A 19,575-nucleotide genomic window follows, 5' to 3' on the forward strand; every position below is an offset into this window, starting at 1 on the left:
CTAATAATTGTTGAAAGCATTGAGGTTATTGAAACACATTGAAGAGAATTCAAACTATCATCCCTTTTAAATAAAATAACCCGAATCCATTAAAATGCCATTTCCCACCTTAAGCCAATGTTTTTTACCTAATTCAACCACTGTGTTTTTCAGCCTTTGATCAATCCCCTCATCCTGTTTGAATCGTCTTCTTGCTTCCAGTATTTCTTTTGCGATAAGGGATGAAGCCGCTTGGGGATTCACTAAAACACCGACTTGATTTTTTTTGATGTATTTCGAAACATCCCAATCGATATCCGAAACTACAGCCCAAGCGCCAGAAGCTAAATATTCGGACAGTTTGGTGGGAAAAGATACCCGATTCACCAAGGAGTCTTTTCGGATCAGAAATCCGGCTTCAGCTTGATCCATTAAGGAGGCTAATTCATCCAAATCGGAGGTCCCGACAAATTCAATTGCCTCGACAGGCAAGTATTTTCCAAGGATCTTAGCTCTAGCATCTCTACTGATTACCCTGAATTTGAGGGAGCTGTCCAACTTGAATAATTCAACCCAAATTTCACTCAATTGAGTAAGGTTTTGCCATGGGGCCCCAGAACCTGAATAGGTAAAATATTTGCGCTCAATTCTATTTTTTGTCGAAAACCGATCCAAATCAACGCAAAGAGGTATAGCAAAAAAATTTGGGCAAGAGACTTTTTCGGAGACATAGCGACTCATCCGGTCCGATACAGTTATCACTAGATTGGGAGTATACAGCATCCCTAAGAGTTTCCATTTTAAAGACACTTCCAGTCTTTTTGAGAAAGTATTTCGATGAAGAAGGGATTCTTCCGGGATACCATTGATGCACCAAATATGAACTCCGCTTTTGCTCCCTGGTAAAAAGTAAGGAGCTGTAAAACCTATGCATACAGTAACTCCATTATTTTCCTGCTTCATAAGCTTCAGCACTTTTGACCTTGTGGAAAAAACCTCGGTAAACTTGGCCGAAATCACCTGATATTCTATCTCAGGATAGGATTCCATGAAGGGTTCCAACACCCGATTATTCTCATTCTGGAACTTAGGATGAGGCAATAGCCAAATAAGTCTTACCCGTTTTCCTGTAGTAGCAAAAAGCTCCAATAGAAAGCCCAAACGGGATCGTTCCAGAGGGCCACGATAAAAAATAGAAATCCTATTTTTATCCTTCATGGATTAATCGATTGACGATGAACTGGGCCGATTTCCCGTCTCCAAAAGGGTTACGATCGACTTGCATAGCCTTATAATCCGCTTCTGAATCCAGTAATTTTTGAGCTTCGGACACGATGTTTTCCAAAGAGGTCCCCACTACTTTCACACAACCTGCGACTACACCTTCCGGCCTTTCTGTCAATTCTCTAAGCAACAAGACCGGCTTTCCAAAACTAGGAGCCTCCTCTTGCAAACCACCCGAATCGGTCAAGAGAAAATAACTTCGCTGAAGCAAAGCCAAAAAATCCGAATAGGTCAAAGGAGAAATCAAGTCCACATTGGGAAATTTATTTTCCAAATAATCGAGTAGCGTCTTTTTCACCTGAGGATTCGGATGAAGGAGAACCAAAAAATCCACCTCAAGATTTGCCGCTGCCAAGTGAAGGATAGCTTTGCAGATTTGCTCCAACCCTTCCCCAAAATTCTCCCTTCGGTGCGTCGTAATCAGAACCATCCTGGAGGTCTGTTTTTCTCCTGAGAAGTACCTTTCCAGTTCCAGTGGAAACAGGTTTTCAGCCTTTATTTTCTCCCGTGAATACTCCAACGCATCCAAAACGGTATTCCCAACCACTTCTATTAAATGTTCTTGCACTTTTTCTTCCAACAAATTCTGACTGGAACTGACAGCAGGACAAAAATGTAGATCAGCCAACTTACTGATCATCTGCCGATTGATCTCTTCTGGAAAAGGCGCTCTTTTATCATAGGTGCGAAGTCCAGCTTCCACATGAGCGATTTTGATTCCATGGTAAAATGCAGCCTGTGCTCCTACAAACGCGGTTTGTGTATCTCCCTGAACCACCACCCAATGAGGTTTTTCTTCAGAATAGAGACAGGATAATTCTCCCAACAAAGCAGCGGATAACTGTGCAATCGACTGCCCCTCCCGCATGACCTCCAAAGTGATGTCAGGAGTGATATTAAACCACTCTTCCAAACCCTTCAACATCTCCTTGTGCTGCCCAGTAGAGATCACCCGCACCTCCTGCCCATATTCCCTTAACTTGTGGATAAGCATTGCCAACTTGATGAACTCTGGTCGTGTACCGTAGATGATGTCAATCCTCATAAGATAAAAGAATCTGATTTATAGATTTTGCGAGAAAGGAAAGGAAAACAGGCAATCAAAAATCGGACATAGGTGGATAGCACTGAAGGCCGAAATCGAATGGCTTTACCTAGAGATTGGCGGGCAACCGCAAATTTTCCACGTCTCAATTGAATCACTCCTAAAGTCTGGTTAAGGTTCCAAAGATCTTTTGGAGCCATTTTCTTTTCATGTATCAAAAGGATTCTTCTTATGGCTTCGTCCATTTTGAGAAGGTTTTTACTTCCTCCTCCATCGGATTCATAATACCCCAAGCTCATCGATTCAAGGATTTTGGGAGATTCACTTGCTTGGGAAAGCCTAAGAAACAATTCCATGTTCTCTGCATAACCCAAGCTGGAATCATACCCACCGATACTCAAAAAAGTCCTTTTGGCTACAGTAAACGTACCGGAAAGCGCTGGAGAATAGGCCTTGGGAGAAGCAGGAAAATCTACACTATTCCCATTATTTCCTTTCATAAGCTGAAAGCCTGATAAAAACAGTTGATACTCCGCGCTATTGATTATCGCCTCCGCAAACTCTTCCAAAGCATGGGGTAAAAGTTCATCATCCGAATCCAAAAAAATCAGCCAATCCCCTGTTGCCATTTCTGCACCCCGATTTCTGGCTGCGGATACGCCTTGGTTTAACTGGTAGCAATAGCTGACAGTAGGATATTTTTCCACCACCTGTCGGGTTTGATCGGTAGAACCATCATCCACCACGATGATTTCAAATGCAGGGCAACTCTGTTGAAGAACCGACTCAATCGCCCTACCCAAGGTAACAGCTCGATTATAGCTTGGAATAATCACAGAAAATCTAGGCTCCAAAGTGTTTTTTTAACTGGCGGAAATGGATAAGGGCTGATTTTCCCTGACTGAAATAAGCCCACATCTGGGATTCCAAAATGGCAAATGATACTTGGTTCTCGGGTTTGGAGGGTTTACCCATCCATCGCAGCCAGTATTTGATGTATAACAAAACCGACTTAAGCGTTTTGAAAAAATAATGAAAGGCGAAACTCACAATCGATCTAAAAGAAGCTGAAAAGTAAAAAGTGTAGGAGCTTAATAAACCGGCACTTCCGGAAATCCCTTTTTTCAATCGGACATAGTATTCCCAAGTCAAGCGAGATGCAGGAAGCTTATGGGTAAATTGCAGCTTGGAAGAATAGCCCACTTGATAACCCATCAACTGCATCAGCCAACACCATTCCACATCATCTCCCGCACTCATTTCCTTGCCTTTTCTCCCACTGAGGACAGGTTTAAATCCTTTTTGAAACAGTTCCAATAAGGGTTTCTTTCGATAAATCGAGCAGGCCCCATAGACATACACCAAGTACTTCCCTCCTAGATCATCTCTTAATTGAGGTCCAACAGCATAGCTTGAGGAATAACGATCAAACCAATCCGGCTTTGGTCCCAAAAATTCGGGAATCCCCAAACTTCCCAATACTCCAATTCTTGAATTTTGGGAAAGCACTTGCGGGCATTGGAGAAGGAAATCCGAAAAGAGGACATTGTCATCATCACAAAATAGCACCCACTCGTAACGGGCAGCCTGAAGCCCTGCCAAGCGAGCATAAAGCAAACCGGGTTTTTCTTCGTGAATAACTCTCCAAACTCCAGAAGGAAAAGAAGAACTTAACTGTGTACGAACCATTTCCCCTGTCCCATCCGAGGAAGCATTGTCCACTACAAGAATTTCGTATTCAGGGGGATGTTCTTGGGCAATCAGCGAAGCCAAACAAGGTCCGATTCGTGTCCTTCCATTGTGCGTACAGACGACAATGCTGATCATCTAGACTCCGAATATTCGATAAATCGCATTGGTCATCTTGGACTTGAGCATTCTCCCAAACCTATTCCATATAAAATTTGGAGCTTCTTTAAAGCGCAGGCCGGGTTTGATTTTCGAAAGCATCTCATAGTTATTTGTCAGCAGCTGGTTCCTGTACGATTCGTAGAGTTCTGCCAAAGCTGTATTTTCCGCCTCTTTAAATTCCTCCGTCAGGAGGCGCTCGGTAAGATGAGATTTTTCTGGGTTGAAGCCACTAAAATGAAAAAATACTAAAGGTATATCGGCTTGATTGACAGCATATCCTTTAGGGATTTTCAAGAGTTTCCGCTCGCTGAAGTTCCACCAAGCCATATTCCAACCAGGATGTTTAACCGATTTGATTTTATCAAAAAACAAGGGTGCCAAATCCATCCATTTTTGGTCTACAAAGATGCCATAGCACTTGTCAATTCGGCAGTGTTCTTTCAAGCGTTCTTTCCACCATTGAATTAGGCGGAAAGATTCCTCTCGCCTTTTCAGCCCGATAAAGCCCAAATTATACATCCCATGCCGTAAGGAAGCCAACTCCCCAGTACTGGGTTTAGCAGTAGTATAAATCAAATTGGGAGTTAGCAGGATTTCTGCTTCGTCCCATTCTTTATCCATGACCTTGGGCGATTGGTAAAAGTATAAATCCGGATCAAGGTAGTAGATCCTATCTACTTCGGGATACTTGGCAAAGAGGTATTCAAAATAAAAGGGCTTTACCGCCGTATTAAACTCAATGATATTGTATCGGGCAAGCATAGAATAAAACTCCGGATAGCCCAAGTCAAAGCAGGGTAAAAACTCAAACTCTTTCCAAGTCGAATAATCGATTTGGGGATCTAATTGATCGACCAAACCGATTACGAACTCGGCTGCTGGTTCAATTTCCTTCAGTGACTTACCCAAAGAGAGGGCAAAAGGCAGGTAATTATTGGAGCAGAGGGTGAAATAAAGGATGGTCATTATTTAATTTTAAAGAAGTTCAAAAATGCACTTCATTCGCTCTAAACCACAAAGTACCCAAATAATGGCCTTGTAATGTTTTACCTATTAGATGATACTTTCTGTCAGCCATGATATCAGATAACTCTCCATTTAATTCTTGCTCGATGGGTAAATGTGATTCTAGCAGAATATACTTTGGCCTGAATTTGCTCCAATCATTTCCTACTAAAACCTCCTTTTCCATTCCCTCGACATCTATCGTCATAAAGTCAATTGACGGGTCATTACCTAAAAACTGACTACATATTTGAGAAAGAGTCCGAACTGAAATAGATTTTTTGGAAGTGATTCGATTATTCAAATCCGAATTTTCAAGATGTTTTTCTAAGAATGAATTTCGCTCATCACTATCCAACATAAAATATTCCATTTCACCTTCCTGACCTGCCATACCTCCAGAAAAAAAGAAATCATTTGGCCTGATTCGTTTATGCAAAATCTCAAATGCCGGATTTGGTTCTACGACAATTCCACGCCAACCTCGGATATAAAAATAATACGAATTGGAACTGAAAATCGGATGATGCCCCCCTACATCGACATACGTACCATGACTTTTTTTCAGCAGCTGCCACAACTGAATATCTTCCCCTGATTTGGAAAAGGAAGTTTTAAAACGACGATAGAAATAAGGTTTGAGTAAATGAAGCATAAGGTTAAATAGTCATTAATAAATTATCCAACCTTTCCAAATCGACTGTAATATTTGCTTCTTGGGGGTTAGGGTGATCGGCTTTTTCAAAACTATAGTAATACTCCAGATTGAGGGCAGCGGCAAGGTGATAGAAACAGGAATTATATCGCTCTACATCGGGATGCAATTCTATCACTTTAGCATCTTGAGGCATAAAAATCAAGTTGGCCAATCCTGCCCCATGAATAGACATCAAAATCTTGGTTTCCCTCATCAGTTCCCGTTGCTCCCGAAAACTCAATTTCTCCATTTGCATGATTTCAAATCCATGCTCTTGGAGCATAGGGATCAATTCCGTCTCATTCTCCACTTTTCGTTTTCCAGCTTCTTTTCTTGATATATAGATCCTTCTAGTTGCTTCCTTGGTTTGAGACAAATCCAATTCTTGAAATTTAAAAATCACATTCTTAAGGTATAAAGGATCAAAGGCACAGGGGGAATCATGACTAGCCACGTAGAGGGAATTCACCTTGACGGTTTGACGGAAATTGAAGGTGATGACTTCCACCTGAAGATCTGCTAAACTTTCCTTGACATAATGAGCTCTATAGATATGCTCAGGGATCAAGAGTGCTGCTTTAATTCCATGAGCTTGCAAGGCAAATAATCGGGGTAGACATTCTAAAATCCAGTGAAAATAATTCCTGGCCCATGAATCGGTAATCCAAATAGCTTCTTGAATATGAGTTTCCGGAAATACCTTGGACTTCAACCATTGTTTCCAAACCTGAACCTGTCCCCTTTTCTGAATAGGAAGGCAAAAATCTTCGAATAGCTTGGTACCGGAGAAAATATAATACTGGGATACGGAGACTTCCCTGAGCTCTTCTAAAAAGGCCTCACTGACTAGACATTCCCGAATGGATTCGAAACGAACCTGTTCTGCTTCTGTATAATTAACGGGGAGAGCCCGACTATAAGAATAAGCCTTGCGAACCTCTTTGATTCTCATCCAATCTCTTGGTTGGTTTGTACTCCTTGATTTTTTGCTTGGGTAAGGATCTCTTCCAATTTTGCTTTCTTTCCTTCTATATCGTTGATCGACCGCCAATTGGATAAACTGACAAAGTGAATCCAGGCATCGTCTAAAATCTCGAAACTCTGATTTTGAATTCCTTCTCCATTGTCAGAAATCTGCTTGACTTCATAGGATGCCAAAGGTCCTGGATATGCCATTTTGGAGTAAAGTTTATTCCATAATCCTCCTCCTGTATCGAGAAAAAAACCATCCAGAAAATGCTTAGAGAAAAAATTCAAGCTCCAAGGAAAAAATCCCTTGACCAAATTCTTCTCAAAAAAGCAAAATCCTGCCCATAGTGACCAATAGGGTACTTCTTCACTTATCTTTTTTTGGTAGGAGTCTTTGGAGTAGGCATGCAAGACCCGACCATAGATTCCATTATTGATCTTAGCCAAACTAGAATAAGGTTTAAGTGGAAAAATATCATGATCCAAAAAACCAAAAACCTTTGCATTCGATTTTCTGACCAACTGATAATAAGCCCAATGCATCGCTGCTGCATGGGATTTGTTTTCCCGATAAGGATTTGAATGCGGTACTCCTGCGTAGCCGACTCCATGCCTAAGGCAAATGTCCCGAATAGACTTTCGAACGTCTAGATCAGAAGAATTGTCTACGATGATATGATCAAACGGATCTTGCAGGTTATTTTTTAGCAAAACGATTTGCCGCTCGATCAGTGAAGCCTCGTTAAATGCAATGGTGAGAATTAGAAATTCAGAATCAGATTCCGGAGAAATTGGAATAAAATCCAATGGATTCTTCAGAATAAACTTCCAATACCTAGATTTTTTAAGGATGGTGGAGAATAGATTCAAATTCGAATGGATCAAATGGCCGACTTACTTAATAAAAGGCTTACGCAAAATGTACTTATAGTAAAGGATTCTTAAAAAGTAGGAAAATGGATTCTTCTGAATATTGTCCAAGACGCGAAAGTATTGCCGATATTTTTTATGGTACAAATACCCATATTTAGCTCCAAAGTATTGAAGCATCCGCTCTCTTCTTTCCTGATCAACCACTCCCATCATCGAATCTTCTCTTACCCTGTAGTCGAATACCACTTGATTTAGGAAATGAAATTTCCATTGAGTCTGGGAAAGACGGAGCCAAAGATCAGCATCTTCCCAACCTGCCAAATCAGGATGTACATGAAAACCACCAACTTCTTCAAAAGCACTTCGTCTGATAAACACGCATGCATCAATATAATTTCCGGCTAGCAGCGCATCAAAGCTGTAAGGAATGGTTTTAAACCTCGGGGTATCGGAAGTAGCTCCAAAAAAATGAGGGAGCCCATAAACAATACCTATTTTTTGATCCATTTCAAACGCATTAATTGAATATTCAAAATAATTTCTACGAATAAGATTATCATCATCCAAAAACAAAATATACTCACCTTTGGATAAGCTAACTCCATTATTTCTAGCAGAAGCCAATCCCATATTTGATTGATGAATAATAGTTACTCTAGGATCAGATATTTTTTTATATAAATCCAAGGTGAGTTCAAAAATTGACCCATCATTAACAACAATAACCTCTAATTCAAAATCATTTATCTTCAGAACACTATCTATAGCTTCTAAAAGATATTTCCTAGAATTATAAGATGGAATTATAACGGAAATCAATTTTTTATAATTTTAAAAAATCTTTTTTTCAAAAGACTAAAATAAAATTTAAGAGATTCGTTACCTGAAAAAATATTCCCGAGTTTTTCATGTGCCTTCAATAATTCATTATTTTTAAAAAAAAGCAAATCAGGATGAACAATAGATAACGGACTACTTAAATTAAATTCCTTAACATAAACTCCCTTTCTAACAACTAGAAAAATATTTTGTTTATACCAGAATTCAATTCTTTCATCATTCCAAACCTGAGGTCTAATTATATCATAAAAATAAAAGTCTTGAATTAAAAATAACTTCTGCCAATATTCAGGCCATTTTTCATTAACATGATGTTGCCCTCCTTGCCCTGGTATTGCAGCAGAAAATAGAATAATATCACTATGGTTAATTAAAGTCTTGACTAACACCTCAGAGGACTTTTCACTTATATGTTCTGCAACCTCCAGACAAAGCGCAAGATCAAATTTCCTATTAAGATTTAATGGAATATTTAAGTCATGAGAAATAAACTCTTCCTCTGAAAGATATTTAGATAACAAACTTTTACTGACATAATCACCGTCAACACCAAGAACCTCATTTACTCCATACTCTTTAAAAACAGAGAGCCACGTCCCAATTCCACACCCAATATCTAAGACAGAATCAGGATTGATAATTTGATTTACAATTGGAATAATTAAGTTTGCCGAACTAGTATTGTGTATATTTTCTGAGTGTATATAGTTCATTCAATTGTTTTATTTATTTCCCAAATCACGGCTGGATTATATGCACCTATATATAAAGGATTAGGAAGATCATTGTAAACAGATAAAGAAATAAATTCAAAAGTTATAGCATTATCAATTTTTTCAAGATCAATTGATCCGTTACTAAACCAAACTGAAATCTTATATACTCCTGAATGAATTCTTAAATCTTCCAATCTTGCTTTAAATTTTCCTTCTTTATTTTTTATTGACAAATAATTAATTGTGTGGAATCTAGGATTTGACCCAAAAACAGGAGAGCCTAACTGATTGTAAACAACAAAACCAAAAATTGGATTTTGAATGGGTTTATTTGAGAAAAATTCAAAATTTATTTCAAATACACCTGATTTTAAAAGCTCTAAATCAAGATCAATTTTCGAAATGAAAGTATCATTACCATTTGCCTGTAATTTTTTATTTACTATATCGCTATCTAAGTACTCGGAAATTACTTTTTCTATCAATCCACTTGAAACAATAGTCCCATTCTTTAGGATTAATCCTTTTTGACAAAGATTTTTTATCGCATCCATCTGATGGGACACAAACAATACCGTTCTTCCCTGATTCTTACTCACATCTTCCATTTTACCCAAGCACTTTTTTTGGAACTCATAATCCCCTACAGCCAACACCTCATCAATGATTAAAATTTCTGGATCGAGATGCGCAGCCACCGAAAACCCTAAGCGGACTTTCATCCCGGAGGAATAAAACTTCACAGGGGTATCGATAAACTTCTCAACTCCAGAGAAATCAATGATTTCATCCAGTTTGGAATCAATCTCTCTTCGAGTCATGCCCAAGATTGTTCCGTTCATGTAGATATTTTCTCTTCCGCTAAGCTCGGGATGGAAGCCGGTTCCTACTTCTAAGAGAGAAGCAACTCTGCCATGAATTTCAATTTTACCGGAAGTGGGTTCGGTAATTTGGGACAGGATTTTCAGCAAGGTTGATTTGCCTGCCCCATTCTTCCCAATGATTCCCAATACCTCCCCTCCCTTCACTTCAAACGAGATATCTTTTAAGGCCCAAAAAACAGAATCATCCTCCTGACCAAACCGATTCAGTGCCCGTAATTGTTTTAGGTTTTTCCAAGGAGACTGGATGGCCTGAGATATCTGACCGAGTAAGGTATCGGATTGCTTTTCCTTTAATCCCAGGCGATACCTTTTGGATAGCTGATCTACCTTAATAACTGACTTACTCAATTTTATCTTTCATTTTCAAGTCCTTTACTTGATTACCAAATGCCAATCAATAAAGAATGAACCACACCTATGATCAAGAAATTAGCATACAGAGCAAATTCCAAAAAGCTGGATTTTTTCACATTTTGAAGGTTCAATTGTTCCATACTGTACACAAATATCAACAGCGGAAATAAGATAAACCAGCGGTATTCGACTCTGCTGATGGGCAATAAGGCGAAGGCCAATGAAAAACTTCCAAACATCAAAAATACAAGTAGGGAAGGGGATAAAAAATCCCTGTTCCAAAGGCTTTTCCATACTATGGTCAGAAAAAATACATAGACCAAGCCCAACTTCCATAAGGTGGCTTTGTTAATCAATATCAATTGTCGGATCGCATTTTTTAGAGTCAAAGTAGGATTCATCAAGATACCTGCAGCATAGGATTTGGGTAGCGCTACGGAAGGGTTTGCCTCCTTGTAGGCTTCTACTTCTGCCCGAGACAGGCCCTCTTTTCCGAGCATCAATTGGAGGTAGTTCTTCTCTTGCCAATAGCCATCATATATTCCCTCATTTTTATCATGGAAAGCGAGAGTACCCTTTTGTACCAATGATGGTAGGTAAATCAGTCCTGTCAGTCCAATGAAGACCCCAAAAGAGAAGGCTAGGTTTCCCAACTTAAGTTTTTTTTCCATCACTAATGCCCCCAAAACAAATAGGATACCCGGAAGATAGAAAACCAAGAGTTCGCGGGTTCCCAATGCTAGGGCAAAGGCTACACTTGCGATAGTTATTGAAGTTTTAGAATATCCGCGAATCAAAATCAAAAGGTGATAAATACCCAAAGAAATCCAAAACAGAAACAGGCTATCATTGCAGGCCGAGAAAAACGAATTGTAAACAACTGTCAGGTAGGTAATCACCAAGAAAGCAAGCAGCCGGTAGGGACGGGAAAGATTAACCACTTTGAACAGATATACCGTCCAAATCCCTATGATTCCCAACATACTCAGCACATTCACCACCTTCATACTTATAAATGGATTTTGGATGAACACATCTACAGCAAATACTATGGCGTTGAAAACGGGGCTTGTACCAGAGACTATACTATCTACCCATCCGTTTTCCAAAAAGAAATTGAATTTGTTGACAAACTGAATCTCATCTTTGATAGGGTATGGAATGGAGAGGTAATGTTTCCATCGGTGAATTAGCAATCTAACAATGGCAGTTGCCAAGGCTATCCAAGTTGCAGACTTCAGTATTTGTAAAAGTTTCAAAGAATTGATCTTACCTTAATTAGTGAAATATAATTTTGAGAGAAAGAGAGTTCTATTTCGAATGCTTAGTTTAACCAAATTCGAATTCAGAATATCACCTTCCATTATCCATAATCTTGATTTTCGAAGCGATGATCTTAGCAATCAGCTTGGCACCTACCGGTGACCAATGGGTGTCATCGAAATAATATACATCTTTTAATCCAACGCTGCTTTGTTTCAATTGCTCCAAGGTATTGATCCAATGGTACTCATTTTTCAATGTTCCCAGAATTTCAAAAAATCGAGTGCACTCCCAGCGATCCTGTTCTTTCAGGTCTTCATGATAAAAATCCAACTTATCCGGTACAGGAAGCACCATCAGTTGGACACCTTTGGACTCCAATTTTTTAGATAGACGGTTTAAAAGCTCATTCAAGTCCGAGATATCCTTTTCGTCATTATTATTTATCCAATTCGGATTAGAGGCGTGAAAGTACAGCTGCTGATTGGGAATAGAAAAAGGACTTGCGTTCAAGTTGACCATGTAAACCTGATTGCAGCCGAGGGATGGAAAAAGGGTTCTTTTTAGGGTATAATAGGGGAATTTCAACACCCGGTCAGAAGGAAATACAAATGGATCCGTATACCGATCTGCCTTTTCCAATTCGCGCTCAGATAACTCCCTTTGTCCTAAGATGGAATCTTCCTGAATCAAGGGGGCAGCACCATGAGTTCCGGCTTCCACAAATTGAAGAAGTGCAAATCTGAACCGATACAGCTCAAAAAAATCCGAGCTAGCCAGAGCAACCAAAGTTTGGATTTGATTGGTATGATATTTCCGATCAATATGTACCACATCCAAACCAAAATCTGTTGCAAGGTAATTTTGATACCCGGTGTTTCCCTGTTCGGAAAAGGAATCCCCAATTGTTAGCAGATCATACATTTGATCTTTTTCTAAGTCAGTTATCGAAAGAGTGCCATTTTCTTTTTGATATTCTTTAGCAAACTGGCTTCTATATTCCGGATACCAATCGGCGACGTATCCAATTCTCAAGAGATCCCCTTTGTTTGGAGTATAAAACACCCAAGTCAAAACCTGAAGGATGAGTATCGGAAAGATAAATAAGCCGGATTTTAACAGGAATTTGAACATGGCTAAAACTGGAAATAGATAAACTGATTTTCTTGTCCGCCCATCCAAAATATCAGTCCTATCAGAGAATAATAAAACGAATACCGAATAAGAGGCTTCTGGTAGGCTACAAAATTCAAAGGTCTAGTCGCTTCCCCTCTACCCAACCAATCCAATACCAGAAACAAGATTAAGGCTCCTCTCAGATCATAGGGAAAGAAAGCAAACGATTTGGGGAAAAATGGCTGATTGAACACGCCAGTCAGATAGTCTATAGCTTCAGTGATGTTGGATGATCTAAAAAAGACCCAAGCCACTGTCACCAAAAAAAAAGTAAACATGATTTGAAAGACTTCTCCAAAATTAGGAATCAGGTGACGTCCTGAATTGAGAAAGGTCCTGTTTTTCCCGAATATAAACAGAGGAATAAACATGGTCGCATGAATCCCTCCCCAGGCGATAAAGGTCCAATTGGCCCCATGCCAAAATCCGGAGACCAAGAAGACAATAAAGATATTACGGATGGCCTTAGCTTTGGAAACTTGGCTCCCTCCAAGGGGGATATAGACATAATCTCGAAACCAAGTGGAAAGGGAAATATGCCATCTACGCCAAAATTCTGCAATATCCCTGCTGAAATAAGGCGTTCGGAAATTGGTCATCAGGTCAAAACCAAAGAGTTTTGCCGTACCGATGGCAATATCCGAGTAGCCGGAGAAGTCCCCGTAGATCTGAAAGGCGAAAAGGACAGCTCCAATAATCAGTTCAATCCCCGAGGCGGACTGATAGTTATCGAAGATGGGATTGACTACCAAAGCGCAGTTGTCAGCAATCACCACCTTTTTGAAAAATCCCCAAAGGATAAGTTTCATCCCATCCGAGCCTTGCTGGTAATCAAATTCCCTCTTTTTAAAGAACTGAGGAAGTAAATGAGAGGCTCGCTCGATCGGGCCTGCTACCAGCTGAGGAAAGAAAGACACATATGCGAAGAAAGCAACGGGGGCCTGGGTAGGTTTCATCTTACCCCGATACACATCGATGGTATAGCTCAGCGTCTGAAAGGTATAGAAACTGATTCCTACGGGAAGAATTATGTTGAGTGTACCGGAATGAGCCTGAAAACCCAAAAGAGTGAGCAAGTCTGTGGCCGAATCGATAAAGAAGTTGAAGTATTTGAAGAAACCAAGTAAGCCGAGGTTGAAGACAAGGCTAAGGGTAAGGTAAAATTTAGGATTCTTGAACCAACTTATGTAAGTGGTTAGTGGTAAGTTGTGAGTAGGGTTGAGCGATTCTTCATCACTTACCTCTAACTTTTTACTACTTACAATTTTAAGCCCGCACCAATAATCCACTACTGAACTGGCAATAATCAATCCTAAAAACCGCCAATCCCACCAGCCATAAAAGACATAGCTTGCTAGGAGGATGAATGCGTTTTGAAATTTAAGATTTTTCTGAAAGACAAACCAATAAGCCAAGAAGACTAAGGGTAAGAAAATCAGAAATTCGACTGATGTAAAGATCAAGGGTAATTCCTATTTACCTTTAAATGATTTAGTTAAAGAATCACCAAATGCTAAAGCAATAAAGTTGGCTGTTAAAAAATTTTCCTTTTTGACTGAATAAGGAGAAAAATCAATATAAGTTGGGAAGATTTTTCCTACTACATATCCAAGATTTTCAAAGAATTCATAATAGTCCTTCAGCAAAACTTTACTTTCTAGACTAAATTGGCCGTATTCAAATTGAATTAATCGAATCCTTTTTTCTTTTAAAAAAAAACTAAACCCTTGCAAAACTTTGAATTCACTTCCTTCTACATCTATTTTTAAAAAATCAATAAACTCTATGTTTTTAGTGATACAAAACTCATCGCCAGTCATCATTTCGACAATCTCAAGTTCATAATCATCGCTTAATGAAGGATGCTTATAAATTGAACTGAAAAGTGAATTATCTTTAAAATAATTCATTTCGAGTTTTCCTGTTCTATCCGAAAGTGCAAGCTGATTACAACATACGCCACTAATGACCTTTGTATTATTCTCAAGTTCTCGAAATGTAGAAGTAATAGGCTCGAAAGAATAGATATAGGCGTCAGGAATACTTTTTTTAAGGAATATAGTCCAGTCACCTTTATTGGCGCCAACATCAAAAACAATTTTAGGGTTATACTTTTTAACCTGATTAATTAACCAAAATTCACCATTTGTATAATGGTTATTGTTTTTATTTTCTAATATTTCTAAGATGTTATGCGCGAATGAAAAAATGAAACGTCCCATCCATGTAAATCGCTTTGAAGAAAAGTAAGAATATATCTTATTGCTTTTACTTGATTTGACAAACATTACTTCTTCTTGTTTAAGAGTTACTCTGGTTTACCAAAAAAACTGTATTCAAACTTTTTGACTTTATGCTATAACCCTTAGAAGTTAATAAATTAACCAACGGATTTTAAGAGACATTAAATAAATCCAAGTTCTATATTTCAATCAAGAACCAACAAGGCTAAACCTTTTCAAAATCCAAAGATTGAAGAATTCCCATATACTTCCCATAACTGAAAAGCCACTATCTTATTTGTGAAACAAAAAAACCAGAATGAAAAATTTTATGCCTTTTCCAAAAACCATCCATCCAATAAAAAGTACCTAAAAATAGCAGGAAAGCAAGCATAGATAAAATTAAAAAAATCTTCAGATTTTTGTTACGACAACACCTTTATGGAAAGTTTATTAATGCTCCGCCCTTTCAGTCCCAAAACTTAGCATTTATTGAGTAATAAAATTACTCAGTGAATAGTAAGATTCAAAGGGATTCATGAATTTATCTTGAAAATTTGAAATTAACTGCAAAATGATCTTTGCTGATTCAAGTGGTATCACCCAAAAACAACTTGATCTGCGGGTTTGGGATGTTAGCGAAAGAGAGGAGGCAATAGATAGTTTAACCTATTCCACCGACCTTACTTTAGGTGTTTTGACCTTTTTAAGTATATTCTTAGCCTCGATTTCATCCAGGTACTCCAAACCCGACCTTACGGTAGCATAGCCCACTTTCACCCGTTGCTTGATATAATAGGTTTCTCCTGCCTTGGGTATTGAAAAGTACTCGCACAACTACATAAAAGAAGGCCGGAAATAAGGAAAAGAAAGTTAATTTTCATGATATTTTTTTGAAACTGAGAGATGCCGTCGTGCACTTATGCTATGACGGTTTGATTGCACACTTGTAATTACCGATTAACGACTTTAAAAGTAAGTAACAATACCCTTTAGATTTTATAAATCTAGCAGCACTCGTTTTTTGTCTAATGAATCCTATTTCCTAGCTATTGGTTGTCGGGGTTCTCAGGGTTGTCGGGTTGTAAAGTTCTCAGGGTTATCGTGGCTGTCTTTGTTATCGAGGTTCTCCAGCTCAAAGTGCTACCCAACCATGACAACGCCCAGCAGAAAACCATGACAACCAATGCGCACAGCGCTGACAACGCGAAGCAGACAACCCTCCCAGCATCCACTTCATTCTAAAATCAAATCCCCTCTACTACACGCAACCCAACCACGACAACGCGAAGCTGACAACTTTGACAACCATAGCGCGCAGCGCCAACAACGCGAAGCTAATTTAATTGTTAGAGTTCGTTTGACAGAAGAAAATCACTGATGAACACATGCTTTACTCCATCTATAGTATCTGTAAAAAAGTCATCCATTGATACTACATATTTTGGATAGTGATCACTAATTGCAATGAGGGGTGAAAACTCTCTGTCTATCGTTTGTTGACTTTCCAATTTATATGCAACTTGTATGTATATTTTGTGATTTTTTCTTTCTGCAACAAAATCAATTTCCTTATTGTCGAGTTTCCCAATAAAAACCTTAAACCCTCTTCTTTTAAGCTCTAGAAAAACAATATTCTCCAAGACACCGGAGATCATTCTATCTTTAAATCCCATTGTAGCATAGAGTAGAGATATGTCAGCTAAGAAGAATTTTTCTTGGGTTTTTAAGATTTCTTTCCCTTTTAGGTCATATCTGGAAACACGGTAAAGGATGAAGGCACCTTCTAAAGCGGACAAATAATTATAGACAGTGTTGATGTCTATTTTACGTTGTTGGCTTTTAAAATAATCAGCTACGTTTTTACCTGAAAATGTATTTCCCAAGTTATCGAAAGCGTATTGTATCACCCTATTCAGTAGTTCTATATCTCTGATTTTATGCCGTTGAACTGTATCTCTAAGTATTACAGAGTCATAAATATCACTTACAACTTGGTAAGCTGTTTCTTCGTCATATTCCAACGTATGAATAACAGGAAACCCTCCTTTTCTAAGGTAATCTACAAAAAGCGAGTGCTTATTTTTGGACTTTTCTAAATAGGTTTTTTGGAAATCTAAAAATTCACCAAACGAGAGTGTGTATATTGGAATTTCAACATACCTCCCAGCCAATAGTGTAGAGAGTTCAGATGAAAGTAAATGGGAATTTGAACCAGTAAGATAGATATCAACATCAAAATCAACTAAGAATGAATTTACTGCCTTTTCCCAAAGATGTACTTCCTGAATTTCATCGAAAAGTAAGTAATATTTTTTTGTTGATTTGATTTTATTTTTTACCGCTTCGTACAAGCCCTTTGCCGAAGTCAAATGAGAATTCGCAAAACTTTCAAAGTTAAAATATATAATCTCAGATACATTAACACCTGTTTTAATTATTTCGTTTGTCAATAATTTTAATACGGTTGATTTCCCAGATCTTCTTATACCTGTTATGATTTTGATCTGGGGTTTGCCAATGAGTGTTTTTAATTTTTCGATATAAACGGTACGACTTACCATAATTATTTAGGGTTATAACCGTAAATATATTTCATTAAAATTGTTTTTTTATTGTTGTAACCCAAAATACTTTAGAACTTAATTGTTTTATCTACTTGTCTTTGTTAATGTTATAGGATTGTCGGGGATTATAAGGTTTTCTTGGTTGTCGGGTTTGTTGTGGTTCTCCAGCTCAAAGTGCTACCCAACCATGACAACGCGAAGCAGACAACCATGACAACCAAAGCACACAGCGCCGACAACGCGAAGCTGACAATTACGCTACATCAGCAAAGGTTCGCTCCATTTTTCGGAAATAAAACATTCCAAAAACAAATAACACAATGGACACAAGACTTCCTGGCCAAATCCACTCCCAAGGCATAGGCCGATCTAGGAAAGCTGCGCGATAACCTTCGATAACTCCAACCATAGGATTTAGGATATACCAATCAAGGTATGCTTCCGGAATAGCAGAGGTACTGTAGACTACCGGCGCTGCATACAATAAAATCTGAACAACAAATGTAAGGGCATGTTTGACATCCCGGTATTTGACGGCCATTGCAGATAAGACCATGCCTACTCCAAGACTGCACATCAGCAATTGCAGGGTTAGGATAGGCAGTACCATGATCCCCCAACCGGGCATTTGCTTGAAATAAATAAGCATGCCGATGACGACAACAAAGGAAATGATAAAATCCAACAACTTAGACAAAACAGACGATAGAGGTAAAACCATCCGTGGGAAATATACCTTAGTGATCATATTGGCATTTTGGATCAAGGAATTGGCTGATTCAGTCAAGGTACCCGAAAAATAATTCCATGGCCATAAAGCCAAATAACTGAACAGCAGGTATGGCATCCCATCAGAATCTACTTTTGCCAAGCCTCCAAAAACAATCGTAAATACGATGGTCGTAAACAAAGGCTGAATGATCGCCCAAGATACTCCCAATACTGATTGGGCATACCGGGCTTTAATACCCCGAAGCGTCAAAAAATATAAGAGATCCTTATATTTCCAGAGTTCTTTTAAATCCACCATCTTCCATCCTGAAGAAGGCTCGATGAGTTTATAATGAGACAAGAGTGATTAGTTATTAAGTGATTAGTGATTGGTGATTAGTTATTGGGTGATTAGTTATTGGTGATTAGTGATTGGTGATTAGATGATATTAGATAATTATCCAAATACGAGGATACCGCCGATATTTCCTGGATCAGCGTCTAACACTTGTACATTAACCTGCCTATTGAGTTTTTCATAGGTTTTATTTTTCAAATAATCCATGTATTTAAGATCCAAATCCTTGCCAATAAGGATTAACTCAATAGTCCCAGAATCTATTCCCATCGCATAATCACCCACAATATAGGCCCGTTCCACTGGTCCCATGCGACGGACTACTTGACCGAGCAACTCATCCAAACCCAGAAATTTAGATACCATCCGTGAAATTTCCTCATAAAACGGATGCTTCTGATTGGCTTTATACACCTTTGTTTTGCCTTCATCTTCTGCGGTAAGCAAGCCTGCTTCTGTCAATCGATTTAATTCAACCCTTACCGAGTTAGTAGATTCATCAAAATCCTTTGCCAAAGACCGTAAATAGCCTGAATTATTGTTCGAAAACAACTTCAGCAAAAGCTTAATCCGGGTTTTGGAGGTTACTAGACTATCGAGCAATGGAATGAAGAATTAGGAATTATAAATGAAGTATTAAGAATCCGGAACAGCTTTATAGATATTATTTTTAATTACAAAGAATTTGCTGCAAAAAAGGCACGTAAAACTGAGGATTGGTAGAATTAATGGATAAGCAAAAATTACTTCAGATCATTCTTAATTCCACATGCTTAATTTA

At 38.5% G+C, this 19,575-nt stretch carries 18 protein-coding genes; all 18 read right to left on the minus strand.

Translation table 11 applies throughout. The features are described 5' to 3' along the window. Nucleotides 1–66: 66 nt before the first annotated feature. A complete protein-coding gene (locus tag IE080_RS00230) occupies nt 67–1,197 on the minus strand; it encodes a glycosyltransferase (protein WP_189578243.1) in 1,131 nt (376 codons plus the stop codon). After that, nucleotides 1,187–2,308: a non-hydrolyzing UDP-N-acetylglucosamine 2-epimerase gene (gene wecB, locus IE080_RS00235; RefSeq protein ID WP_189578245.1), complete on the minus strand. Its 1,122-nt coding sequence runs from the start codon at nt 2,306–2,308 to the stop codon at nt 1,187–1,189. The genes IE080_RS00230 and wecB overlap by 11 nt, the downstream gene beginning before the upstream one ends. Further along, on the minus strand, nt 2,305–3,162 hold the full coding sequence (locus tag IE080_RS00240; RefSeq protein WP_189578247.1) for a glycosyltransferase family 2 protein: 858 nt from the start codon (nt 3,160–3,162) through the stop codon (nt 2,305–2,307). Before IE080_RS00240 ends, wecB begins: the two co-directional genes overlap by 4 nt. After that, on the minus strand, nt 3,152–4,135 hold the full coding sequence (locus tag IE080_RS00245) for a glycosyltransferase (RefSeq protein ID WP_189578249.1): 984 nt from the start codon (nt 4,133–4,135) through the stop codon (nt 3,152–3,154). Before IE080_RS00245 ends, IE080_RS00240 begins: the two co-directional genes overlap by 11 nt. Next, a complete protein-coding gene (locus IE080_RS00250; RefSeq protein ID WP_189578251.1) occupies nt 4,136–5,125 on the minus strand; it encodes a hypothetical protein in 990 nt (329 codons plus the stop codon). Between the two features lie 19 nt (nt 5,126–5,144). Next, entirely contained in the window at nt 5,145–5,819 is a 675-nt protein-coding gene (locus tag IE080_RS00255; protein ID WP_189578253.1) for an FkbM family methyltransferase, read from the minus strand. A gap of 4 nt (nt 5,820–5,823) precedes the next feature. Continuing rightward, nucleotides 5,824–6,813 (minus strand): glycosyltransferase family 61 protein, encoded by a 990-nt coding sequence (locus tag IE080_RS00260; protein ID WP_189578255.1) that lies wholly within the window; start codon nt 6,811–6,813, stop codon nt 5,824–5,826. Beyond that, nucleotides 6,810–7,700, minus strand: coding sequence for a glycosyltransferase family A protein (locus IE080_RS00265; protein WP_189578257.1), 891 nt, complete (start codon nt 7,698–7,700; stop codon nt 6,810–6,812). Before IE080_RS00265 ends, IE080_RS00260 begins: the two co-directional genes overlap by 4 nt. Before the next feature lie 24 nt (nt 7,701–7,724). Next, nucleotides 7,725–8,522 (minus strand): glycosyltransferase family 2 protein, encoded by a 798-nt coding sequence (locus IE080_RS00270; RefSeq protein ID WP_189578259.1) that lies wholly within the window; start codon nt 8,520–8,522, stop codon nt 7,725–7,727. Then, the gene (locus IE080_RS00275; protein WP_189578261.1) at nt 8,519–9,256 is read right to left on the minus strand and encodes a class I SAM-dependent methyltransferase; all 738 of its coding nucleotides are present in this window, start codon (nt 9,254–9,256) and stop codon (nt 8,519–8,521) included. Before IE080_RS00275 ends, IE080_RS00270 begins: the two co-directional genes overlap by 4 nt. Beyond that, the gene (locus IE080_RS00280) at nt 9,253–10,491 is read right to left on the minus strand and encodes an ABC transporter ATP-binding protein (RefSeq protein ID WP_189578263.1); all 1,239 of its coding nucleotides are present in this window, start codon (nt 10,489–10,491) and stop codon (nt 9,253–9,255) included. The genes IE080_RS00275 and IE080_RS00280 overlap by 4 nt, the downstream gene beginning before the upstream one ends. 32 nt (nt 10,492–10,523) lie before the next feature. Next, complete coding sequence (locus tag IE080_RS00285) at nt 10,524–11,756, minus strand: glycosyltransferase family protein (RefSeq protein ID WP_189578265.1); 1,233 nt, start codon at nt 11,754–11,756, stop codon at nt 10,524–10,526. A gap of 94 nt (nt 11,757–11,850) precedes the next feature. Further along, nucleotides 11,851–12,894 carry an alginate O-acetyltransferase AlgX-related protein gene (locus IE080_RS00290; RefSeq protein WP_189578267.1) on the minus strand — a complete coding sequence of 348 codons (1,044 nt, stop codon included), beginning with the start codon at nt 12,892–12,894 and terminating at the stop codon, nt 11,851–11,853. 2 nt (nt 12,895–12,896) lie between these two features. Continuing rightward, nucleotides 12,897–14,399 (minus strand): MBOAT family O-acyltransferase, encoded by a 1,503-nt coding sequence (locus IE080_RS00295; protein WP_189578269.1) that lies wholly within the window; start codon nt 14,397–14,399, stop codon nt 12,897–12,899. A gap of 9 nt (nt 14,400–14,408) precedes the next feature. After that, nucleotides 14,409–15,158, minus strand: a complete 750-nt coding sequence (locus IE080_RS00300; protein WP_229800434.1) for an FkbM family methyltransferase — start codon at nt 15,156–15,158, stop codon at nt 14,409–14,411. Between the two features lie 1,349 nt (nt 15,159–16,507). Continuing rightward, nucleotides 16,508–17,722: an ATP-binding protein gene (locus IE080_RS00305; protein ID WP_189578272.1), complete on the minus strand. Its 1,215-nt coding sequence runs from the start codon at nt 17,720–17,722 to the stop codon at nt 16,508–16,510. Nucleotides 17,723–17,978: 256 nt separating this feature from the next. Continuing rightward, on the minus strand, nt 17,979–18,755 hold the full coding sequence (locus IE080_RS00310; RefSeq protein WP_189578697.1) for an ABC transporter permease: 777 nt from the start codon (nt 18,753–18,755) through the stop codon (nt 17,979–17,981). A gap of 138 nt (nt 18,756–18,893) precedes the next feature. After that, nucleotides 18,894–19,397, minus strand: a complete 504-nt coding sequence (locus IE080_RS00315; protein WP_189578274.1) for a winged helix-turn-helix domain-containing protein — start codon at nt 19,395–19,397, stop codon at nt 18,894–18,896. Nucleotides 19,398–19,575: the final 178 nt, after the last annotated feature.

The organism is Mongoliitalea lutea (assembly GCF_014652135.1).
GTDB lineage: Bacteria > Bacteroidota > Bacteroidia > Cytophagales > Cyclobacteriaceae > Mongoliitalea > Mongoliitalea lutea.